Source organism: Paenibacillus ehimensis NBRC 15659 (assembly GCF_004000785.1).
Taxonomy (GTDB): Bacteria; Bacillota; Bacilli; order Paenibacillales; family NBRC-103111; genus Paenibacillus_G; species Paenibacillus_G ehimensis.
On record NZ_BILX01000024.1, the window covers coordinates 1 to 20,731 of the forward strand.

General features: G+C 54.7%; 15 protein-coding genes. 7 read left to right on the forward strand and 8 right to left on the reverse strand.

The window, feature by feature from the left end; translation table 11 throughout:
* Positions 1-422: 422 nt before the first annotated feature.
* The gene (locus PEH01S_RS15520) at positions 423-1,664 is read left to right on the forward strand and encodes an MFS transporter (RefSeq protein WP_025852295.1); all 1,242 of its coding nucleotides are present in this window, start codon (positions 423-425) and stop codon (positions 1,662-1,664) included.
* Between the two features lie 64 nt (positions 1,665-1,728).
* Here PEH01S_RS15520 and PEH01S_RS15525 read toward each other — a convergent pair whose 3' ends face one another.
* The 3 genes from PEH01S_RS15525 to PEH01S_RS15535 are packed head-to-tail and all read right to left on the reverse strand — an operon-like array spanning position 1,729 to position 3,881.
* Positions 1,729-2,262, reverse strand: coding sequence for a DedA family protein (locus PEH01S_RS15525; RefSeq protein WP_025852296.1), 534 nt, complete (start codon positions 2,260-2,262; stop codon positions 1,729-1,731).
* 30 nt (positions 2,263-2,292) lie between these two features.
* Positions 2,293-2,838: a CDP-diacylglycerol--serine O-phosphatidyltransferase gene (gene pssA / locus PEH01S_RS15530; protein WP_025852297.1), complete on the reverse strand. Its 546-nt coding sequence runs from the start codon at positions 2,836-2,838 to the stop codon at positions 2,293-2,295.
* A 5-nt stretch (positions 2,839-2,843) separates the two neighbouring features.
* A complete protein-coding gene (locus tag PEH01S_RS15535; RefSeq protein WP_025852298.1) occupies positions 2,844-3,881 on the reverse strand; it encodes an AI-2E family transporter in 1,038 nt (345 codons plus the stop codon).
* Between the two features lie 193 nt (positions 3,882-4,074).
* Between PEH01S_RS15535 and PEH01S_RS15540 the strand changes: the two genes are divergently transcribed.
* From PEH01S_RS15540 to PEH01S_RS15550, 3 genes are all read left to right on the forward strand, one after another.
* A complete protein-coding gene (locus PEH01S_RS15540; protein WP_025852299.1) occupies positions 4,075-4,755 on the forward strand; it encodes a response regulator transcription factor in 681 nt (226 codons plus the stop codon).
* Positions 4,752-6,503, forward strand: coding sequence for a sensor histidine kinase (locus PEH01S_RS15545; protein WP_127486510.1), 1,752 nt, complete (start codon positions 4,752-4,754; stop codon positions 6,501-6,503). Before PEH01S_RS15540 ends, PEH01S_RS15545 begins: the two co-directional genes overlap by 4 nt.
* Before the next feature lie 181 nt (positions 6,504-6,684).
* Complete coding sequence (locus tag PEH01S_RS15550; RefSeq protein ID WP_164827864.1) at positions 6,685-8,073, forward strand: family 16 glycosylhydrolase; 1,389 nt, start codon at positions 6,685-6,687, stop codon at positions 8,071-8,073.
* A gap of 141 nt (positions 8,074-8,214) precedes the next feature.
* Here PEH01S_RS15550 and PEH01S_RS15555 read toward each other — a convergent pair whose 3' ends face one another.
* Together PEH01S_RS15555 and PEH01S_RS15560 are read right to left on the reverse strand one after the other, a co-directional pair.
* A complete protein-coding gene (locus PEH01S_RS15555) occupies positions 8,215-10,173 on the reverse strand; it encodes a glycoside hydrolase family 15 protein (RefSeq protein ID WP_127486514.1) in 1,959 nt (652 codons plus the stop codon).
* Between the two features lie 14 nt (positions 10,174-10,187).
* Positions 10,188-11,213 (reverse strand): LacI family DNA-binding transcriptional regulator, encoded by a 1,026-nt coding sequence (locus PEH01S_RS15560; RefSeq protein ID WP_127486516.1) that lies wholly within the window; start codon positions 11,211-11,213, stop codon positions 10,188-10,190.
* A gap of 550 nt (positions 11,214-11,763) precedes the next feature.
* On the opposite strand from PEH01S_RS15560, the gene PEH01S_RS15565 reads away from it, so the two are divergent.
* The 3 genes from PEH01S_RS15565 to PEH01S_RS15575 all read left to right on the forward strand — a co-directional run bounded on the left by PEH01S_RS15565 (position 11,764) and on the right by PEH01S_RS15575 (position 15,320).
* On the forward strand, positions 11,764-13,074 hold the full coding sequence (locus PEH01S_RS15565; protein WP_127486518.1) for a sugar ABC transporter substrate-binding protein: 1,311 nt from the start codon (positions 11,764-11,766) through the stop codon (positions 13,072-13,074).
* 90 nt (positions 13,075-13,164) lie between these two features.
* Positions 13,165-14,478 carry a carbohydrate ABC transporter permease gene (locus tag PEH01S_RS15570; protein WP_025852306.1) on the forward strand — a complete coding sequence of 438 codons (1,314 nt, stop codon included), beginning with the start codon at positions 13,165-13,167 and terminating at the stop codon, positions 14,476-14,478.
* Positions 14,475-15,320, forward strand: coding sequence for a sugar ABC transporter permease (locus PEH01S_RS15575; RefSeq protein WP_025852308.1), 846 nt, complete (start codon positions 14,475-14,477; stop codon positions 15,318-15,320). Before PEH01S_RS15570 ends, PEH01S_RS15575 begins: the two co-directional genes overlap by 4 nt.
* A gap of 108 nt (positions 15,321-15,428) precedes the next feature.
* On the opposite strand, the gene PEH01S_RS15580 is transcribed toward PEH01S_RS15575, so the two are convergent.
* The 3 genes from PEH01S_RS15580 to PEH01S_RS15590 all read right to left on the reverse strand — a co-directional run bounded on the left by PEH01S_RS15580 (position 15,429) and on the right by PEH01S_RS15590 (position 20,512).
* Positions 15,429-17,171, reverse strand: a complete 1,743-nt coding sequence (locus tag PEH01S_RS15580; protein WP_127486520.1) for a glycoside hydrolase family 13 protein — start codon at positions 17,169-17,171, stop codon at positions 15,429-15,431.
* Between the two features lie 181 nt (positions 17,172-17,352).
* Positions 17,353-19,509 carry an alpha-amylase family glycosyl hydrolase gene (locus tag PEH01S_RS15585; protein ID WP_407669436.1) on the reverse strand — a complete coding sequence of 719 codons (2,157 nt, stop codon included), beginning with the start codon at positions 19,507-19,509 and terminating at the stop codon, positions 17,353-17,355.
* A 268-nt stretch (positions 19,510-19,777) separates the two neighbouring features.
* The gene (locus PEH01S_RS15590; protein WP_025852314.1) at positions 19,778-20,512 is read right to left on the reverse strand and encodes a TylF/MycF family methyltransferase; all 735 of its coding nucleotides are present in this window, start codon (positions 20,510-20,512) and stop codon (positions 19,778-19,780) included.
* Between the last annotated feature and the right edge of the window lie 219 nt (positions 20,513-20,731).

Below are 20,731 nucleotides of genomic sequence, written 5' to 3' on the forward strand. Positions count from 1 at the left end.
TTGTTGTTTCAAATAATATCCCATGGCGAGACCGGCTTGCCCGGCTCCGATCACCAGCACGTCAACTTGCTTCATCCCCATCGAGCTCCTTAGGCGAAAGTGTAGTTGAATAAAATAAATAATATATGATCACTTATTCATGTTTATATTGTAAAATAGTTCATCCAACAGTTCAAGAGAAAAATGTGAATAGCTTTTAAATTTACCCTTTCTATATTTTGTAAACCGTATATAATGGGAGGTATCCTAATCGGAGGTGTTTCCTTATGCAAAGTCCTACCTATTCATTCCAACAGGAAATCAAAGGAACGTTACATCAACAAAACGGCATGACTCGTCCATCGGCGTGCAAGAAGCGGTAGCGAAAGAAACCGTATTGCCCTGCGTGACGTGCCGTCTGCCGGAAAGGCGGATCTATAAACATGAAGTTTCGTGCGTCACAGGTATTCAAGACTAAAGTCTTTATGACGTCGCTCGCCAACGCGACGGCCTTTACGACCTATGCGGTATATTACATAAGCCAACTCGGGTTAAATCCGTTCGAGCTGCTGCTCGTTGGGACGGTTTTGGAAGTGACGGTATTGATTTTCGAAGGAATTACGGGAGTGGTTGCCGATACGTATGGCCGGCGGCTGTCGGTTATTGCCGGGATGCTGGTGATTGGAGGCGCGTATGTGCTGGAGGGCAGCGCTCCGTGGCTTGGAGGCGTCAGCCCTTTGCTTTCACTGTTCATGTGGATTCTGATTGCGGAATGCATCCGCGGTATAGGGGAGACGTTGATCAGCGGGGCTGACACGGCCTGGATCGTTGACGAAGTCGGCGAGCAGCAGGTGGGGCGCCTTTTCCTGGAAGGCAAGCGCTTGTCGCTGATCGCCACGCTGATCGGGATTGCGCTAAGCGTCGGGTTGTCCACTCTTGCGCCCAATCTGCCGTTCGTCATTAGCGGTCTGATGTTTCTCGGCCTTGGGGCGTTTTTGCTCCTTTTCATGAAGGAAACCCGGTTCGTCCGTCCGGAGCGGCCGGACAAGTTCTCCTATTGGCAGGAGATGAAGTCGACTTGGCTGTCCGGGGCAAGCGTGGTGCGGCGCCAGCCGGTGCTGTTGATGATTCTCGTCGTCACGCTGTTCAGCGGCGCGGCGTCGGAAGGCTACGACCGGCTCTGGGAAGCGCATCTGATCAAGGAAATCGGCTTTCCGGCAGGACTGCCGTTCTCGATGGCGATGTGGTTCGGGCTGATCTCCGTCCTCACGACGTTCCTCAGTCTGATCGCCGTACGGATGGCCGAGAAGCGGCTGGATATGGACAGCGAACGGGTGATCGTCGTGGCGATGTTCGTTTTGACCGGCTTGCGGGTCGCCGCAATTTTGTCGTTTGCCTTCGCTCCCGGCTTTGCTTGGGCGCTTGGCTCCGTACTTGCGCTCGGGATCATTGGAGCGCTAAGCGGACCGGTCTATGATACGTGGCTTAATCTGAATATCGAAGGCAGAGTCCGGGCGACCGTGCTTTCGATGATCAATCAATCGGACGCGCTCGGTCAGACGGGTGGCGGACCGTTCGTCGGGTGGATCGGCAGCCGGCTGTCGCTTCGGGCATCGCTTGTGACCGCTGCAGTGCTGCTTCTGCCGATTCTGGCCGTGTTCGGCCGAACGCTGCGCAAACGATAAGAACGGCACAAGGCACGCCTTCAAAAGCGTGCCTTTTTCGTCTCCGCTATAGCTTGTCCGAATGTCATTTCGAGAAAAACCGGTGCATCAGCGACGCATGGAAATGCGAGAAATCAATCTGCGCCCCGATAAAATAGCCGATGGAGATGAAAATCACGCACCAGCTGAACGCGCCGATGGCCGAGAACAGCAAATATTTGCGCTTGCCCATGCCGATGACGCCGGACAAGTAGCAGGTCAAATGACGGATGCCGGGAATGAAATAGCCGAAGCTGACCGTCCATGGCCCGTAACGCTGGAACCAGGCTTCCACCTTTTCCAGCCGTTCCGGGGTCAGCTTGATCCACTTGCCGTGCTTCCACAGCAGCGGCTTGCCGAACTTGCGGCCAAGCGCGTAGCTGCAGAGCATGCCGGTCATCGCCCCTGCCAGACTGACGGCGACCGAGAGCGAATAATTCAGCATACCGACCGACGCCAGATAACCGATAAAGGTCATCAGCAGCTCGTCGGGGACGGGCAAGCCCACAATGCCAAGCGCCAGGCTGAAGAATAAAGCGATATATCCGTACTGTAAGATCATCTCCTGTATAAAGTGCATGCGGACACAGCTCCTCTCCAGCCGCGGGTGCTAGACGTTCTCGGTATCGTACACGGCTTTGCTCGGACGAAATGCGGGAATCTTGATCGTGCTGATCATCAGGAAAGAAAGCCCGACAATGACCATCACCGTCAGCGCCAGAAGATGCGCGGGCGGGTTCCACAAGGCAAAAGCGGATAACAGACAGCCCGCCCCGGTAATTGGCAGACCGATATGACAGCGGTTTTGACAGGTTTTCACGTTGAAACGGGCCAGCCGCAGCGCGCCGCATACCATGAACAACGCCGTCAGCAGCGTACCGTAAACCGGCAGCTCGCGCAGGGCGACGACATAAATAATGATGGAAGGCGCGGCGCCGAAGGAAATCAGCTCCGATAAGGAACGAAGCTCCTTGGCGAATTCGCCCGACAGCTCCAGCTTTTCCGCAATATAGCCGCCGAACAAGTCCAGCAGGGCAGCAATCGCAACGAGCAGAACCGCGGAAAGCACCTTGCCGTGAAACGCCAGCAGGAGTGAAACCATGCCTATACCCAGACCCGCTGCTACGAACACAAACGGGATTGATTTTCTTACCATTGTGATCATTCCTCCTTAGGGGATGGGGGAAGCGCAAGGCGAATCGGCTGCCCCACCGTTTGAACCTCCAATAAATCGAGTAGAAATACGAATGTCGGAATTCCGACGATCAGGCCCCAAATTCCGAAGAAATGCTCGGAGAACAGGAGCACGATAAAGGTGTAAAAGATCGGCAGATGCGTCTTGGATGCCATCAGCCGCGGGTTGAGCACATATGCTTCCAAGGCGTGAATCAAGGTTATCGTCACGACCAAATAGATGACATAGGCGAAGCCGCCAATGCTGAAAGCAATGGCGCACAGCGGAATCAGCGAGATGAATACCCCGGCGACCGGAATCAAACCAAGGACGAAGATTAAAAGCGCCAGGCCGAACAGGTTGGGAAAGCCCATCGCCCATAAGGCGATTGTCGTCAACACGCAATTGATCAGCGCAATCATCAGCTGGGTTTCGATCACTTTGCCGAAGGTAAGGACGAACTTTTCACCGAAGTATTCGACTTCTTCCACCAGCCATCCGATCTTGCTCGCCCGAAGCTTGTGGGTAAACCGGATAACGCTCGATTTGCTGAGCAGCAAAATCAAGCTCATAATAAAGGCAAGAAATAGTTCGAAGCCCCAATGGCCTACCCTCTTGATCATATCCAACCCGGGCTTGATGATGCTGTGAAGGTCGAGCTGATGAACAACGGATACGAGATAGCTCACGATTTCGTTTTGCGGATGCGTGTATACCTCTTTTACCATCACGATCAACTGGCCTACTTCGTGAACCAGGGCGGGGAAGATTTTGAAGCCCCCGGCCACCAGCAGAGCGACAAACAAAACGTATAGAATAGAAAGCAGCAGCTTGGAATCGACAGGAATGATCGGTTTAATCCAGCGATGGACCAAGTGATGAAGACGATCCATGAGGAACGTCATCAGGAATGTCAATAAGATGAGGTTCAGCATGCCTCTCAGCCAGAACAACAGCAGGCAGAAGAGCGCCAGAATGCCGAAGCGCCGCACATCTTTTCGTTGAAGAAAGGCCATCATATTCATACGAACATCCTTTCGATGAGAAACGCACCAAGTTTGTCTGCCGACATTATAACGCGCCGTTGTGTACTTCATGTGTCCTATCGGCGAAGAAGGCTCTTGTTTTAATAGCTTCCCGGGACACACGAAAAACACAAGACTCGTGTATAATTGATTAGGAAAGCACGTTACCGGATAAACAGGAGTTGTCATCGCTATGGAACGAAAAGTTCTTCTCATTGAAGATGAGAGCCTGATTCGCGAGATTGTGGCGGATTATTTCGAAAGGGAGCAGTGGACCGTCTACGAGGCGGAGAATGGCAAGCAAGCGTTGGACATGCTGGATAGTCTGAATGCGGACCTCGTCATTCTGGATATTTTGATGCCGGAGCTGGACGGATGGACCGTATGCAAGCGGATCCGCGCCAAGTCGGCGATCCCGATCATCATCCTGACAGCAAAGTCGGAAGAGGACGACAAAATGCTTGGCTTCGAGCTGGGCGCCGACGATTACGTCACTAAGCCGTTCAGCCCGAAGGTGCTCGTCGCCCGCGCCAAAACGCTGATGAAACGCGTCGAGGGGACGGTCGGAAAAGAGGATCATATGCTCAGCTTCGGCCGGGTCACTGTCAATAAACGGTCGCACCGCGTCGAAATGGAAGGGCAGGAAGTCGAGCTGACGCCCAAAGAATACGAACTGCTGCTGTATTTGGTCAAAAACGAAGGGATCGTGCTGTCCCGCGAGGCGATCCTGAATCAGGTATGGGGGTTCGATTATTTCGGCGATCCGCGGGTCGTCGACACCCATATTAAAAAATTGCGCGGGAAGCTGGGGGATGAGGCGCGGCATATTCGCACCGTCATCCGCGCCGGCTATAAATTCGAGGAGGACCGATGAAAAGAGGCGGCGTTACCTTCAAGCTGTTCGCGATCACAGCGTCTTTTTTCATGTTGTTCTACGCCATCGTATTGCTCGGGCAGTTGCTATTTTTTGAGAGGTTTTACCAGAATCAGCGCTTGGACGGATTGGCAAAGAAGCTGCAGTCCTTCAGCGAGCAGTATGCGTCGAACCGTTGGGACGAGCCGCGCATAACCCGCGAGATGGGGCTGTTCATCAGCCAAAATAAAGCCCAGCTTGCGATCTTGAATCCGGAAGGAAAAGTGAAATACGACAATTTTTTTCGCATCGTCATCCGCGACGACAAAGGCGCTTCGGTCAAAATTTCTTTGATGCTGATGCCCGATTCCGATCAGAAGGAATTGCTGGCGGCCCATCTGCAGCGCGGCGACCGGATTGAGGTCGAGGGCGTATATGAGGACCCGGCCAAAGATTTGATCTTTCCGGTCGTTATTAGAAAAGCGGGGATGAAGGATATCGGCAGTGTGGAAACCAGCGGGATAGAAGGTCAGCTGGAGCAAGTTTCCGGCGTCATCACCGACGCGCTGCTGCCCAGTCCGAATCTGTGGAATTTGCGCCAGGGCTTAATGTACCTTGCCATTGACGAGTGGTTCCCGCTGACCGAAGAGCAGAAAGCCGTTTTGCAAAACGGCAGGATGATCGAAAGGGAGTGGACGGAGACGCTTACCGGCGTGCGCAGCTTCATCGCGATACAGCCCGTCATGCGGGAAGGCAAAGTCAGCGAGCTGATCTTCGCGGTCATGTCGTTGCAGCAGATTAGCGAGGCTTACGACGCATTGCGGCTGTTCTATCTGTATATCGGGGTCGGGGGCATCGTGCTGATCCTGCTGCTCTCGCTCATTTTTTCCAAATTCGTTACCAAGCCGCTGCTTACGCTTAACAAAATCGCGCTGCGCATGGCCAAATTGGACTTCTCCGCCAAATCGCCCATCCGGAGCAACGACGAGTTCGGCAGCTTGTCCTACAGCTTGAACAGCTTGTCCGAAACGCTCGATCATACGCTCAAGGAGCTGCATCAGGCCAACGAGCAGCTTCGGGCGGATATGGAGCAGAAGCAGCGGATGGAGCAGCGGCAGAAGGAGTTCGTCTCCAACGCCTCTCATGAATTGAAAACGCCGCTCAGCATTGTCAAGGGCTTCGCCGAGGGGCTGCGGGACGGCATCAGCGAAAGCAAGCGCGAGAGATATCTGGAAGTGATACTGGACGAAACAGGTAAAATGGAAGACCTCGTCAAAGATATGCTGGAGCTGACCAAGCTGGAGTCGAAGACCATCAAGCTGAAGAAGAGCCGGTTTATGGTGAGCGAGCTGATCGAGGACATCGTTGACAAGCTGTCGCATCATTTGAACGAAAAGGGATTGAGGGTCGTTCATATGGCCGCGGGCGAGCATCCCGTCTATGCGGATCAACCCAAAATCGAGCAGGTGCTGTTCAACATCCTGATTAATGCGATCCGTCATGCTGTTCCCGGCAGCGAAATTACCGTTCGGATCGAGAGCGACGGGGAGCGGATCCGAGTCGCCATTGATAATGAGGGAGAGAACATTCCCGAGGATCAATTGGATGATATCTGGGAACGATTTTACCGCGCGGAACGCTCCCGTAACCGGAAAACCGGAGGGACGGGGCTGGGACTGGCGATCGTCAAGCATATCTTGGAGCTGCACGAAAGCCGTTACGGGGTAACGAATACCGAGAAGGGCGTCAGTTTTTATTTTATGTTGTAAGCCGGAAAGCAAGTCGCATGGGAAAAAACATCGGTTGGATCGACTCCGGGTTCGGAGCTCGGCAAAACCGGTGTTTTTCATTTTATTTACAAAAAAGGTTGACGCATTCCTGTGGACTGGTTTATGATTTCCATGAAAATCCTAATGCTAAGCCAATGAATGGAAGGGAGGAATGGTAGTTATGAACAAGAAGACCAATCGAGGCGTTCGCTTGGTTGTAAGCGCTATTCTGGGATTGTCCATGCTCTCGGCCTTGATCTATTCCGTTCCGGCGCCGTCTTTGGCCGCAGGGCCGCTTCCGGCCGAGACGAATCTGGTGAAGAACGGAGGCTTCGAGCAGGGCAAAGCCGACTGGGAGGATTGGGGAGCGTCTGCCGTCGTCAGCACCGACGTTCAGAGCGGAACCAAGGCACTCAAGCTTGGCCCCACCGAAGGCGGCATGGGGCAAAAGATTGACGGAATCAGCGAAAATACGATCGTAACGTTAAGCGGCGCAGGCAAAGCGGGCACTCCGGGCGAAAAGGCCTGGATCGGAGCGGACTGTCTCGATGGCTCCGACAAGAAGCTGGCGGGCGGCAAATTTGTGCTGGGCTTCGAATCGGCGGCTTACGAGCGGAAGTCGCTTGCGTTCCGGACGGTTCCCGGCACCCGGAAAGTGCAGGTTTATGTTTACAAAAATCCGGACAACGGCAAATTCGCCTATGTCGATGACATCGCTCTCAAGATTGGCGGCAGCTTGCCCGACGACGATCCGCCGATCAAGTCGGTAGGTCCGCTCCCGCCGCCACATCCCCCGGGCGTGTTCTTTGACGATTTCAAGAACGGCATCGACCCTGAAAAGTGGCTGATCGCGAAGCAGCAATGGGGCGGTGAAAACGTGAACGGCGGTGTGCTTCCGGTTAATGTGGCCGTCACCCGGGACGGCATCGTGGAGCTAACCGGCAACGGCGATCTTTATAGCGGCCCGGTCCGGGGAATCAACCGGGACGGCTCGATGCGGGCGGACGGCAAACGAACCGGAGCATCCATCGTGACGAAATATGCCTATGCCTCGGGAAGCTATGAAGTGAGAGCCAAGATCTTGCCGAAGCTTGGCGCGGTTTCCGCCTTCTGGACTTTTTTCAATAACGGCGAGGTCAATCATGAGATCGACTTCGAAGCGCCTGGCGACAAGAGCCTCCAGAAGATCATGACGACGACCTGGGTCGTCGAGGAGCGGAATACATCGCAGGTGACGGACTTTCCGGAGCAGATCGACGGCAATTGGCATGTATACCGGTTCGATTGGCATACCGATCCGAAAAGAGTCGATTTTTACGTCGACAATCGGCTGATTTATACGAGCTCTACGAACGTTCCCCGGGCGGCCTCGAAATTTTGGCTTGGCGTCTGGTTTCCTAAGGAATGGGCAGGGACGCCTAATTTTGCAACGGACAAAATGTACATCGATTGGGTAAAAATTACGCCGTTTCTGGAGAAAGGGGATGTCCGGGCGGGGAACGGAGAAACCGGCGAAATCGGCCCGGGTACCGGCTGGGCCGGCTTGAACGAATATCCAGCTCCGCGGTAAACGCGTCAAGCCATGAAACCGGTCCTCCCGAGCCGATCTTCGGGGGAGGACGAATAATCGTAGACGTTCCGCAGGGAACCGTCCCGGAACACAATAAAGCCCTTGGCCGCTCCCGACGGGAGAACCAAGGGCTTGAACGCTTTAATCCAACTGTCCGTGCTCGGCAAGAAGGGTAACAGCTAAAATAAACATCGCATGAGACCAGGTGAGGGGTACGACCCAAGCGGTCTCTCCCGTTTGCTTGTCGACCTGCTCCGGCAGCAGCCCTGCCGCCGTCCGGTGATCTATCGCCCATTGAAGGAGCGACTTGGCTTCGGCGTATTGCCCGCGATGAATGCGGTAATGGCACAGCCAGAGCGTCGTCAGAATCCACGGATTGCCGCCGATATAATGGTCGTTCTCGTAACGCTTGATGCCGCCGACCACGGGGGACGTCAAGTACTGCTCGATCGTATCGGCCGTGCGGACGACGCGCGGGTCGTCGGCAGGGAAGACGCCGAACGGAACGGAGATGCCGATCAGGCTGATATCGACGATCGGGTCGTGCTCCAGGAAATAGGTCGTGTAGCCTTTCGCATTGACGCTCACGGATGTACCGAGTGCTTGCTGTTGGGCTTCCCGGTAAACCGCCTCCGGCACCGCCAGCTTTAAAGCGCGGTAGAAGGCGCCTTTCTCCTCGTTCCAGCACAGCTCGCCGATCGATTGGCGGATGCGCTTCGCCGCGAGGCTCCATTCGCTAGCCAGCTCCGGCTTGCCGAGCCGTTCGGCAAAGGAGGCTGCCGCCGTTAAACCGCCGAAAACCGCACCCGCCGAATACGTATGCTCGGCGAAGCGCTCCTCCCACAAGTCCATGCTGCAGGCGGGCAATCCGGTTTCCGCATCGATGTAGCCGGCAAGGAAGCGCGCGCCCCGTTCGACGGCAGGCCATACGTTATGCAGGAAAGCGTCATCCTGTACCTGCAGATAATGCTGCCACATGCCCCAAATAATCGAAGCGCCTTCGTCGATCTGCAACCCCCAGGACGGAGCCAGCCGGCCGTCGTGGTAATGCCGCTGCTGCCAGGAGCCGTCCGGGTCCTGAGCCGTGAGGGTCCATTCGTAAAACTTCGCGGACAACTCCGTCAGGCCGACGCGGTCCAGCGCCGTCGTAATAAACGCGGCGTCACGGCCCCAGCAATAAGAGTAGCCCCCGCATCGGGAAAATTGCTCGTCGAATTCGGGAGCGGCCACGACGCTGCCGGACTTCTCGTCGCTCATGAGCTTCATCGCCAGCAGCGAACGCTCGTACAGCTCGCAGATATCGCTTCGCGATCCGGGGGCAGGGGCGGCACCGTTCAGGAATTGGTGCCAATAGCTCTCCGTGAACGCATACCAGTAAGCATGCGGACGGCTTTTGGCTTTGGCCAGCGATTGACGGGCGGCCGCCCGCGTTTGGCCGGCGGCGATGTAAACAGGCACCTCTACAGCCGCGCCCGGCTCCAGCTTTTCCATGTGCCAGCACAGCGCGCCATCCGGCTTCATGTCAATCCCGTGTCCGTTTAAGTGGCCGGTCTGCGCGTTTTCCCACACGTTGGCTCCGGCTTGATATTCTGTGCAAACGTTTGAACTGGAGACCGAAAAAATATACTCGTGCCGCAGGTGCATGAGCGAATCGTGCGCTTCGTCGAACTGGGTCGTATGATAAAAAGGCGTTTCCATCGAGCGGAACGACGAGTAATACATAAAGCGGAACGATACCGGCGTCTCGCCGCGGTTCGTGAACGTATACTGGCGGACGACGAAATCTTCGCCCGGAACCGCGTAATCGACCGTCTCCGCGGACAGCGGGAAGCGCTCGGAAACGGCCGTCGTTTTAAACATGTTCGTCCGGGGCACGTAGGAGGCTTCGTGCCGCCAGCCGTCTTCCTCGCCGTCAAACCAAGTCGTCCCCGGTGTGGTCCCTTCGATGTGCAGGCCGCTGCGGATTTCGTCCACATGCTGCGGGTAGTCGATATGCGGCCACCACAGGCGGTACATCCGGCCGGTGCGGCCCAGGGAGGCGAGAAAACGGGAGTTTCCGACGATCGCGTCGATCAAGTAGGGCTTTTTCGTTGTGTACATCTGCTGCATCTCTCCTAGTCTTTAGCTTGAATGAGGGACGATTCCCGCACGATCAGGCGGTGGGGAATGATCACGCGCTTTTGGGGCATGGCTTCGCCCTTGACGGCCCGGATGAGCGTTTGCGAAGCGGTGTAGCCGATCTGGTAAATCCCGATATCCATGGAGCTGATCGGCGGCGTCGACAGCTCGGATAACGATATGTTGTTGAAGCCGACCAGGCTGAGATCGTCCGGGACCTTGTAGCCGAGCTCCGTCAGACCTCGCAGCACGCCGAAAGCGACCACGTCGTCGATCGCCACAAGCGCCGTCGGCCGTTCGGGAAGACACATGAAAAACGACATTGCACGATAGCCGCTTTCCTGCAAAAAATCCCCCTCGACGATCCATTCGGGGCGGGCTTCGATCCCGGCATCCTTGAGCGCTTGCAAATATCCCTTCATCCGGTCCCCGGAAACGATCAGGTTCGGCGGGCCGCTCACAAATCCGATGCGCTTGTGTCCTTGGGCGATCAAATGGCGGGTAGCGTCGTAAGCCGCCTGCACGTTGTCGTTGTCCACCGACAAAATATCGGGAAAATCGTCGCTGCGCCCGATCAGAACAAAAGGGAAGCCGTGCTCGAGCATGAACGAAATGAGCGGGTCGCTTTGGCGCGAATACAGCAAAATCACGCCGTCGACCCGCCGGCCCTTGACAAGCCGGGTAACGGCTTCCAGCTCTTCCCGCTCCGTTGTCCCGGTTGTCATCATGAGGTCGTACCCCGTACGCGCCGATTGGGTAACGATGCCGCGGATCACCTCGGAGAAGAACAGATTCAGAAACAGCTCTTCGGCCGGTCTGGGCAAGATTAAGCCGATGGTATTCGTCGTTTTGGAGACGAGGCTTTTGGCCATGATATTGGGGTGATAGCCGAGCTCCTTCAGCACTTCCCTCACCTTCGCTGCGGTCGCCGGACTGATCCGGGGATGATTCGAAAGAACGCGCGATACGGTGGAAGGGGATACGCCGGCTTTTTTGGCGACGTCGACGATCGTAATTGCCATATTGAATAACCTCCGGATGTACTGTGGATAGGAGAGCCGCTTTCTTGCGGGATGTATGGCTGAAAGCTGCCGTCTTGCAGAAGTAAAGATTCGTGTTTCTCCATGGTAACATATCCGAGGCGGCAAATGTAAAACACGATCTGTGCAAACGTTTGAACTACGGAGCGTACCAAGTGCATGCACTCTGTTTTCATGTTAACGCAAGAGCCGGACAATTGTAAATATGTGTTTCAAAATGATCACAGGTCGGTTAAATTTATGGAATTCCGGCTTGAAAATGTTGGAAAGCTAAGAAAATGGAAGGATAAGAGGGATCAGAGTGGGAATTTCAGCGAAAATCGGCTCAAATGACGCGTGCAAACGTTTTTACAAATTTTTGTGCAGGAGGTATGATATGTCGTGGATAAAGCGTTTCCAAGCGGGGAAATGGATGAGATTAACTTGTTTGTGGTGATCTTTACGGCTTGGTGCGCAAAGGTTTGCATGAATTGATTTTTGCAAGTAAAAGGCAGAATAACCATTTTAGAAGCTGAAAGGGGCACTCACGTAAATGGAATTCAAGAAAAAGCTCTTGGCGCTGGTTGCCGTATCCTCCTTATCCGTCTCGATGGCAGCTTGCTCCGCCACGAACAAACCGGAAGCCGAGACTCCTTCGGGCACGAACAACAATGCGCAGGCGCCGGCGGCGGCGGGAGAAGCTGGCGCTTTGACGCCGGAGGAAGGCGCAAAGCTCGTGATTTGGGAGAGCAAAGATGAACGCGTGTTCACGGATGAAATTGCAAAGCTCTTTACCGAAAAATACAACATTCCGGTTCAAATCGACGAAATCGCCCCGACGGATCAGGTTACCCGACTGACCAACGACGGTCCTGCCGGCGTAGGCGCCGACGTGGTAGTGTTTCCGCACGACCACTTGGGCCGGGCCGCATCGGCGCAATTGATTCTGCCGAATGACTCGTATGCCGAAGAAACGAAGAAAAACAATACGGACAACGCGATTCAAGCCGTTACCTTCAATAATACGCTATACGGTTTTCCGCGGGCCGCTGAAACGTATGCGCTGTACTACAATAAAGAGCTGGTGAAGGAAGCTCCGAAATCGTTCGAGGACGTCATTGCGTTCAGCAAAACGTTCACGAACAAAGACAAAAATAAATTCGGCATCATGTGGGAAACCGGCAATACTTACTTCAACTATCCGTTCATCGCTTCGACGGGCGGGTACCTGTTCGGCAAAAACGGCACGGACAAAACCGATATCGGTCTGAACAGCGAAGGCGCAATCGCAGGGATGAAAGTGTACTCCAGCTTGAGAGAAATTTTGCCCGTGAAATCCGGCGATATCAACCCGGACATCAAGAGGGGGCTGTTCACGGCAGGCGATGTGGCGATGGACATCAACGGTCCGTGGGAGCTGGCCGGGTACAAGAAAGCGCTTGGCGACAAGCTCGGCATCGCTCCGATCCCGACGGTCGGAGGCAAGCCGGCGGTATCGTTCTCCGGGGTAAAAGCATGGTACGTCAACTCCTTCTCGAAATATCCGAACGCGGCCAAGCTGTTTGCCAACTTCGCTTCCAGCAAGGAAGCGCAGCTTCTGCTGCACAAAAAGGTCGGAGCGATCCCGACGAACAAAGAGGCGCAAGAGGACCAGCAAATCAAGAACGATCCGATCATCTCCGGTTTTGTCGCGCAGTTCAAGAACTCGCAGCCGATGCCGTCGATCCCGGAAATGGACAGCGTCTGGAATCCGCTTGACTCTGCGCTGACGGAAGTATGGAACAACGGCAAAGATCCGAAAGAGGCGCTCGATACGGCGGCCACCCGTCTGAAAGAGCTCATCAGCAGCGGCAAAAAGCAATAACGGAACGGGAGTCCGGGCAAGGGTTCACCCGTCGCGAATCCGGCGGGTGATTCCACATTTTTTTTTCGGGGAGAGGAGCATCGTCGTACAATGTCTCAACATCGGATCACCGCAGCGGTGCTGTCATGCATCGGATTAGGGTTAGGACAATGGTATAACCGGCAATGGCTTAAAGGGCTGGTGCTGCTGCTCATCGAGGTGGCTGCGCTGAAGTATTTCGTCCAACATTTAGGCCAGGCGCTGTGGGGGATTGTCACGCTTGGCGAACAGGCGATGCACTTGGAGAAAGTCAATGGCATTGCCAAAATGGTTCCCGGAGACCACTCCATCTTTTTGTTGATTCAGGGCGTCATTACCTTGCTGGTGCTTGCCTTGTTCATCCTTCTGTACGTGCTTGTCGTCAAGGATGCGTATCTCGTCGGAAAGCTGCGGGAAGCGGGGGGAAGACCGAATAATTTCATCCAGTCGCTGGCCTATATCCGGGACAGAAAATTTGCGGAAGCGTTTTTGATGCTGCCGGCGGCGGGCATTTTGTTTTTTACCGTCATGCCGATCATCTTTATGATTCTGCTGTCGTTCACGAACTATTCTTCTCCTAACCATATGCCCCCGGCCAAATTGGTCGACTGGGTAGGTTTCCAGACCTTTAAGGATCTTGTCGGACTGAAGACATGGAGCCATACGTTCTTTGGCGTATTGCGCTGGACGATCGTTTGGGCGGTATTGTCCACCATAACGACCTTTTTCGGCGGGTTTCTGGTGGCCTTGATCATTCAGCAGAAGGATATCCGCTTCAAAGGGTTTTGGCGGACGATCATGATCATTCCTTACGCCATTCCGCAGCTCATTTCTCTGCTGGTGATGCGAAATCTGTTCAACGGCCAGTTCGGACCGATCAACCAATATTTATCGTATTTCGGACTTGGGAAATTGCCGTGGCTGACGGACCCGCTCTGGGCCAAAGTGACGGTTATCGTCGTGAACATGTGGGTCGGCGTGCCGGTTTCCATGCTGCTGATCATGGGCGTGCTGACGACCATCCCGCGCGATATGTACGAGGCGGCGGAAGTGGACGGGGCGACCACGTTTCAAAAGTTCAGAATCATTACGCTGCCGATGGTCATGTTCACGACGGCTCCGATTCTCATTACGCAGTTTGCGGGGAATATCAACAACTTCAATGCGATCTTCCTGCTGACGGACGGCAATCCGGTCGAAGGGGAGTATCAATATGCGGGCGCAACCGACCTGCTTGTCACCTGGTTATATAAGCTGACGCTGAACCAAAGCCAGTTCAACATGGCCTCGGCCGTCGGTATTATCATTTTCCTGATCATCGCTTCGTTCTCGATCTACAATTACCGCAGGACCCGCTCGTTCCGGGAGGAGGATATGATCCAATGATAGGGAGAAAATTAAGCCGTGCGATTCGCCTGACGTTCAGCTATCTGTTTCTGGCCGTGGCGTGCATATGCTGCTTATATCCGGCGCTGTGGGTCATTCTGGCTTCCTTCCGGCCGGGCCGTTCCTTGTACAGCAAAACCTTGCTTCCCGAGCAATTCGTCTTAGAGCATTATACGGAGCTGTTTACGTCCAAAAGCTTCCTGTTCGGCACCTGGTACTGGAATACGCTCAAAATCGCCACCTTATCGATGATTTTCGGTACATTGATGGTGCTGCTGTGCGGCTACGCGCTGTCCCGTTTCCGGTTCAAAGGACGCAAGACCGCGCTGTCCACCTTGCTGATTCTCGGGATGTTCCCCGGCTTCATGAGCTTGATCGCCATTTACATCCTGCTGAAAGAATTGAACCTGCTGGATACGCATCTGGCGATGATCATCGTCTACTCCTTCGGCGCTCCGCTGCTGGGCAGCTTTATCGCCAAAGGCTTTTTCGATACGATCCCCCGCAGTCTGGATGAAGCGGCAAGAATCGACGGCGCGAACAACGTTACGATCTTCGTCAAAATCATGCTTCCGCTCTCCAAGCCGATGCTGGCCTATGCCGCACTGACGCAGTTCGTCGGCCCTTGGATCGATTTTATTTTTGCGCGGATGGTGCTGCGTTCAAGAGACAAATGGACGCTCGCCGTCGGCCTGTACGACCAGATCAGCAGCAACCAGAACAGCAATTTTACGCTGTTTGCGGCGGCCGCCGTGCTGATTGCGGTTCCGATTTCGCTCCTGTTCATTTATTTGCAGCGCTTCCTGGTGGAAGGGCTGACGGCGGGAGCAAGCAAAGGTTGAGTCGTACGTTGGATGACAAATCGAAGTGAAAAGAGAAGGGGACAAGTCCCGCATACTTGCGGAGCATGCCCCTTTTTTCGTGCGCAGATTGGCTTTAGGGGCCGTCTTTTATTGCGCCAGCAGAAGACGGAAGCCGTTCGCCGGTAATAGCAGAGTCAATTCACCGTTTTCCGCGATCAGGTCTTCTTCGGTCAATACATCCTTCCAACGATCGCGATCGACCGGCAAAGCCAGCATATCGGCCTGGGAACCCGCATTGACGGCGACGATGAAACGGTCGCTGCCCAGCGAGCGTTCGTAGGCAAGGCGCATATCGTTGTCCTGCGCGAACCGGAAGGTCAGATCGCCCGTACGTAGCGCTTCGTAAGCTTTGCGCAGCGCGATGACTTGCCGAAAGAAGTCGAACAGCTCGCGGTCCTGCTTCGCTTCGTCCCATTCCATGCATTTGCGGCAGCCGGGATCGTAGCCTCCGGTCAGGCCGATTTCGTCGCCGTAATAGACGCAGGGCGTGCCGGTCAGCGTGAACTGAAGCAGCGTAGCCAGCTTCATCCGCTGCTTATCCTCATCGCAAAGGGTCAGCAGACGCACCGTATCGTGGCTTCCGAGCAGGTTGAAGGCGGCTTCGTTCGCTTGCTGCGGATAACTTGCCAGAAGAGCGCCCAAGGCGTTGGCGAAGCTTGCGCCGTCCCGCTCCTTCTTGGCCGCAAATTCAATAATGATATTCGTCAGCGGATAATTCATCACCGCATCGAATTGGTCTCCCATGAGCCAAGGCATGGAGTCGTGCATAATTTCGCCGAGAATGTAGGCGTCGGGCTTCGCCTTTTTCACGACGTCGCGGAATTCGCGCCAGAAGCGGTGGTCGACTTCATTGGCGACGTCGAGGCGCCAGCCGTCGATGTCCGCTTCTTCGATCCAGTACTTGGCTACCTTCAGCAGGTATTCTTTAACCTCGGGGTGCTCGGTATTCAGCTTGGGCATGATCGGCTCGTAGGCGAACGTGTCGTAGGTCGGCATGCCGTCCTTGACGCCGAGAGGCCATTCCCGCACATGGAACCAGCCGGCATACGGGGAGTCCGCTCCCTTTTCCATGACGTCAAGGAAGGGAGGGAACGTGTGCCCGCAGTGATTGAACACGGCGTCCAGCAGCACGCGGATGCCGCGCTCGTGGCAAGCCTTGACCAGCTTCTTCAATGTTTCGTTCGTGCCGAAGTGAGGGTCCACCGTCAAATAATCGGCGGTATCGTATTTATGGTTGGTGGTCGCTTTGAAGAGCGGATTGAAATAAATAGCGTTGACGCCAAGCGCGCTCAAATGGTCCAAATGGTCGATCACGCCTTGCAGGTCGCCACCGAAAAAGTTTTTGGGCGTCGGCTCGCCGCCCCAAGGTTGAACCCCCTCCGGATCGTTGTCCGAATCTCCGTTGGCGAAGCGCTCAGGGAAAATTTGGTAAAAAACGGCGTCTTTAACCCAAGCCGGGGGCGTAAACACGTCCGCCGGATTCAGGAAGGGAAAATCGAACATTTTGATGCTGTCCTTCGGCGCATCGCTCTCGATGCCGGTCTCGAGAAACCAAACGGCTTCTTCGCCCGCTTCCAGCCGGAAGGCGTACTTCATTCGGCGGAGAGGCGGCTGCACCGCTACGTGCCAATAATCGAACAGCTTGTCGCTGATCCACTTGGTCATGGGGATCTCCTCGGCGGTCCTGTCCCAAGCGTATTTGTCGCCGACGATCAAGGTGACCCGTTCGACGTCATCCCGCTTGGTGCGCAGGCGCAGGTGGATGGTGCGCTCATCGTAGGCATAGGCCCAGTTGGATTTCGGACGATGGTAGATGGCTTCCAATAACATAAAAGCATTCTCCTCCTTGGCAGCAAAAAAAAGGCACAGCCCCGATATAAAACGCGAGGTTGTACCTTTTTCCGGTAGCATTGCCTTTAATTTTAGCTATACTATAGCATCACTTGGGCAGAAACTCAAGACGGTTTTGGCCCCTCTTGGCCCAATTTTTTGGTGCCGCGATCCAGCAGCATTACGGCTGCCAGTCCACCGTTACGGTTGCCGTACCGCTGGAAGGCGTGGTGAACGTATGGTTGGAGCCGCCTTCCCAGGTGACGGAGCTGCCGTTTTTCTTGAGAAATTTAAATTCGATGGCCGTCCCCGCAGGAACGCTGACATCGTAATACCAAGTCGGGTAAGTATGCGCCACCTTGTTGAACAGCGGACCGATCGCTTTGGCCGGTTCCCAGTTGCCGAGCTCGCTCACGCTGCCCATCAGATACACGTTTTCCCCTAACGCCGTCGAGGCATTGTTCACCACGAAGCGAACGCTCACCTGCTCTTTGGTCAGGAGGTTGAAGTTGCCGTAAACGTTGCTGTCCGCTGCGCCGGCCGTTCTTGCCTTTACGCCGTATTTGCCTGCTGCGGCCGTCGGCACGATCACTTTAATCTGAGTATCCTCCCAAGATACGATATTGGAGCCGGTAACGGCCGTCGTGCCGAAATAGACCGTGCCCTTCGTCGAGCCGAAGCCTCTGCCGTCGATGGTGACGGTATTGCCGGCTTTGGCCATCATCGGGCCGACATGGCCGATCACCGGAGCCGTTTGCGCAGCCGTATACTGCCAGACGGAAACGCCGCCGGCGGCCAGCGTGAACGCGGATGCGGCGCCGCCGCTGCCTACCGTCAGGCTGCCTCCGTTGAGCAGTCCTCCGAGCGAATCGGCATAGGTGCCCGCCGGCAGGGAAGTAGCGAGCCCGCTGATCGAGGCGGGGGAGGTCAGGCTGCGGTTTATGGCGACGACCGCCACACTGCTGCCGAATTTGCGCTCGTAGATGTAGACGTCGTTGTTGATCCACCGCTGCTGCGTAGTCCCGTAAGCGATCGCCGGGTTCGATTTGCGGAGCGGGGCCAGCTTCTTGATGACGTTATACGCGGTGGTCGTTGTTGAAAACGATGTCATTTTCGCCCGGTTGTTCGGATCACCGTTCCCGGTCATATATTGCTCGGTTCCGTAATAAATGGCCGGCGCCCCGCGGGAAGTCAGCGTAAAGGCAAGCGCCTGCTCCAGCTTCCGGTTGTTTGCGCCCGGCATCTGAAAACGGTCCATATCATGGTTATCGATAAAAGTCACCTGATCGCTCACTTGAGCATAATCTGCAGCCGTCCCGGAAATCATGCTGTCCAGACCAAGCATGGAATCCGTATTGTCGCGGAACACTTGCCGCACTTTTTGCCCGAACCGGAAGTCGAGCAGGCTCATGCCGCTTTCGTTGGCAAAATGGTGGTTGGCCGGGTCGACCTCGTTCGTGCCCAGAAACCATTCGCCGAACGTGAACACAGGCTTGGTATTGTAGATGGAAGCCATCCAATTTTTTTGCCAGCCGAAAGGCATATGCTTGACGGCGTCCACGCGAATGCCGTCAATGCCGAGATCCAGCCAGGTTCGGATTGCTTCTTTAAAATACGTATCGATGAAGCTGTTATTGTGGTTCAGATCCGCAAGGTCGTACAGGTTTTTGTAAATCCCGTTTTCCAGCGTCGAAAAATCCGTTCCGCCGTTATGGTGGAAATAACGGCTCGTATCTCCGGTATAGCCTCCGACCAAAGCGCCGTTGTTATAAAGCTTGCCGTTTTCCGCGAAAGCGGTGTTCGTCTCCATGGCCGGGGACGTATGGTTTGGCGCAAAATCGATAATGACTTTGATGTTTTTGGCGTGAGCGGCGTTAATCAGATTTTTAAAGTCGGTCATGCTGCCGAAGGCGGGATTCGTTTTTTTGAAGTCGCGCGCCCAGTAGCCGTGATAGGCGGTCGTATTCGCGCCGGGATAGTTGATGACGGAATAAATATTTTCGACGGGCTGGGAAATCCAAATCGCGGTAATGCCCATACCGGTCAAGTAGCCGTCATTGATTTTATTGACGATGCCCTGCCAGTCGCCGCCGCAATACAGCTTCAGGTTGCTGCTGCAGGTGCTGTCGAACGCGTTCCCCGTCGGATTGTTGCTTGGATTTCCATCGGAAAACCGGTCGGTCACGATCTGGTAAATGACGTCCGTCGAAAAGTTTTGTTTGTTGGATACGGACGTATCTGGAGAGGCCGACGCCGCCGGTGAAAGCGGGGGCAGGGCTGTGGTCAGCGACATTGCGAGAACGGCTGCAAGAAGTTTCGGCAATGTTTTCAATATCATGTCCTCCTGATTCCTGAGTTTTTTGGAATGAAACGCTTACATTTCTAGTATTTGAGCACGGCTTTCCGTTGGATCACCCCCTTACAAGCGAACAACCCCGGCGTCTCCTAAGAGATACCGGGGTTGTTTTTCAAACCGATGACGGTCTAAAAAATGCATGGCCCTTATGTTGATCTTCTACAAGGCTTATTGTAAAATCCGTTGCATCATTTTGTCAATAAAGAGATTTTTTCTCTGGAATGTCCTGGGTTGCGCGCAGCAAGAGCCTTTAAGGTTTCGTCTTGCGCCAGTACACGCCGGTCGTATCAATCGGAATGATCGGCTCCTCGATGTTGTGCGCCTTCCGGTAATCGTGAACCGCAGCCGAGCAATAGCCGATTGAATAATCGTCGATAATGACATAGCCGCCGACAGATACTTTGGGGTACAGGTTCGTCAAACTATCCATTGTCGAGGAATACATGTCGCCGTCCAGCCGGGCAATGGCGATTTTCTCGATCGGCGCCGTCGGCAGCGTGTCTTCGAACCAGCCCTTCAGGAAGCGCACCTGATCATCCAGCAGATCGTACCGCTGAAAGTTTTTGATCACTTCGGATAACGAGACTTTCAGAAATTCCTGTTCGTGAAAGATCGCTCCCTTATCCACGGGATAACGGGCTTCGTCCGGAGCGGGCAAGCCTTCGAACGAATCGGCTACCCAGACGCGCCGGTCCTTCACGCCGTGCGCTTTCAGGAAGCCTCTCATAAAGATGCACGCACCGCCACGCCATACCCCCGTCTCGATAAAATCGCCTTCGATGTTGTCCGCAAGCACGGAATCCATATGCCGATGCAAGCTGTCCATGCGCAGCCTGCCGATCATACTGTGCGCGATCATCGGCCAATCCAAGCCTTGCCTGCGGTTCTCGACGGTAGCGCCGGGTTCGTGCTCCAGCCATATTTCGTATAAAATCGTTTTCTTCAGCAACTCGAGATACAACTCTTTCGCCGTATCGCTCGGCATGCTCCCACTTCCTCTCGGTGTCGTTCCACTAAACCTAATATATTCGGTTTCACCGGCAAGGTGTGAGCGTTTGTCCCGCGCCATTGCGTTCCGGCGCTGCACGGCGGGTGGGGGAGGCCGGCATAGCCGAAAATGTATTGACAAAACAGCTAATATCAGGTAATTTCATTCATGACAATGATAATCATTATCATCGTTTGGGCAAATCATCTATTATAA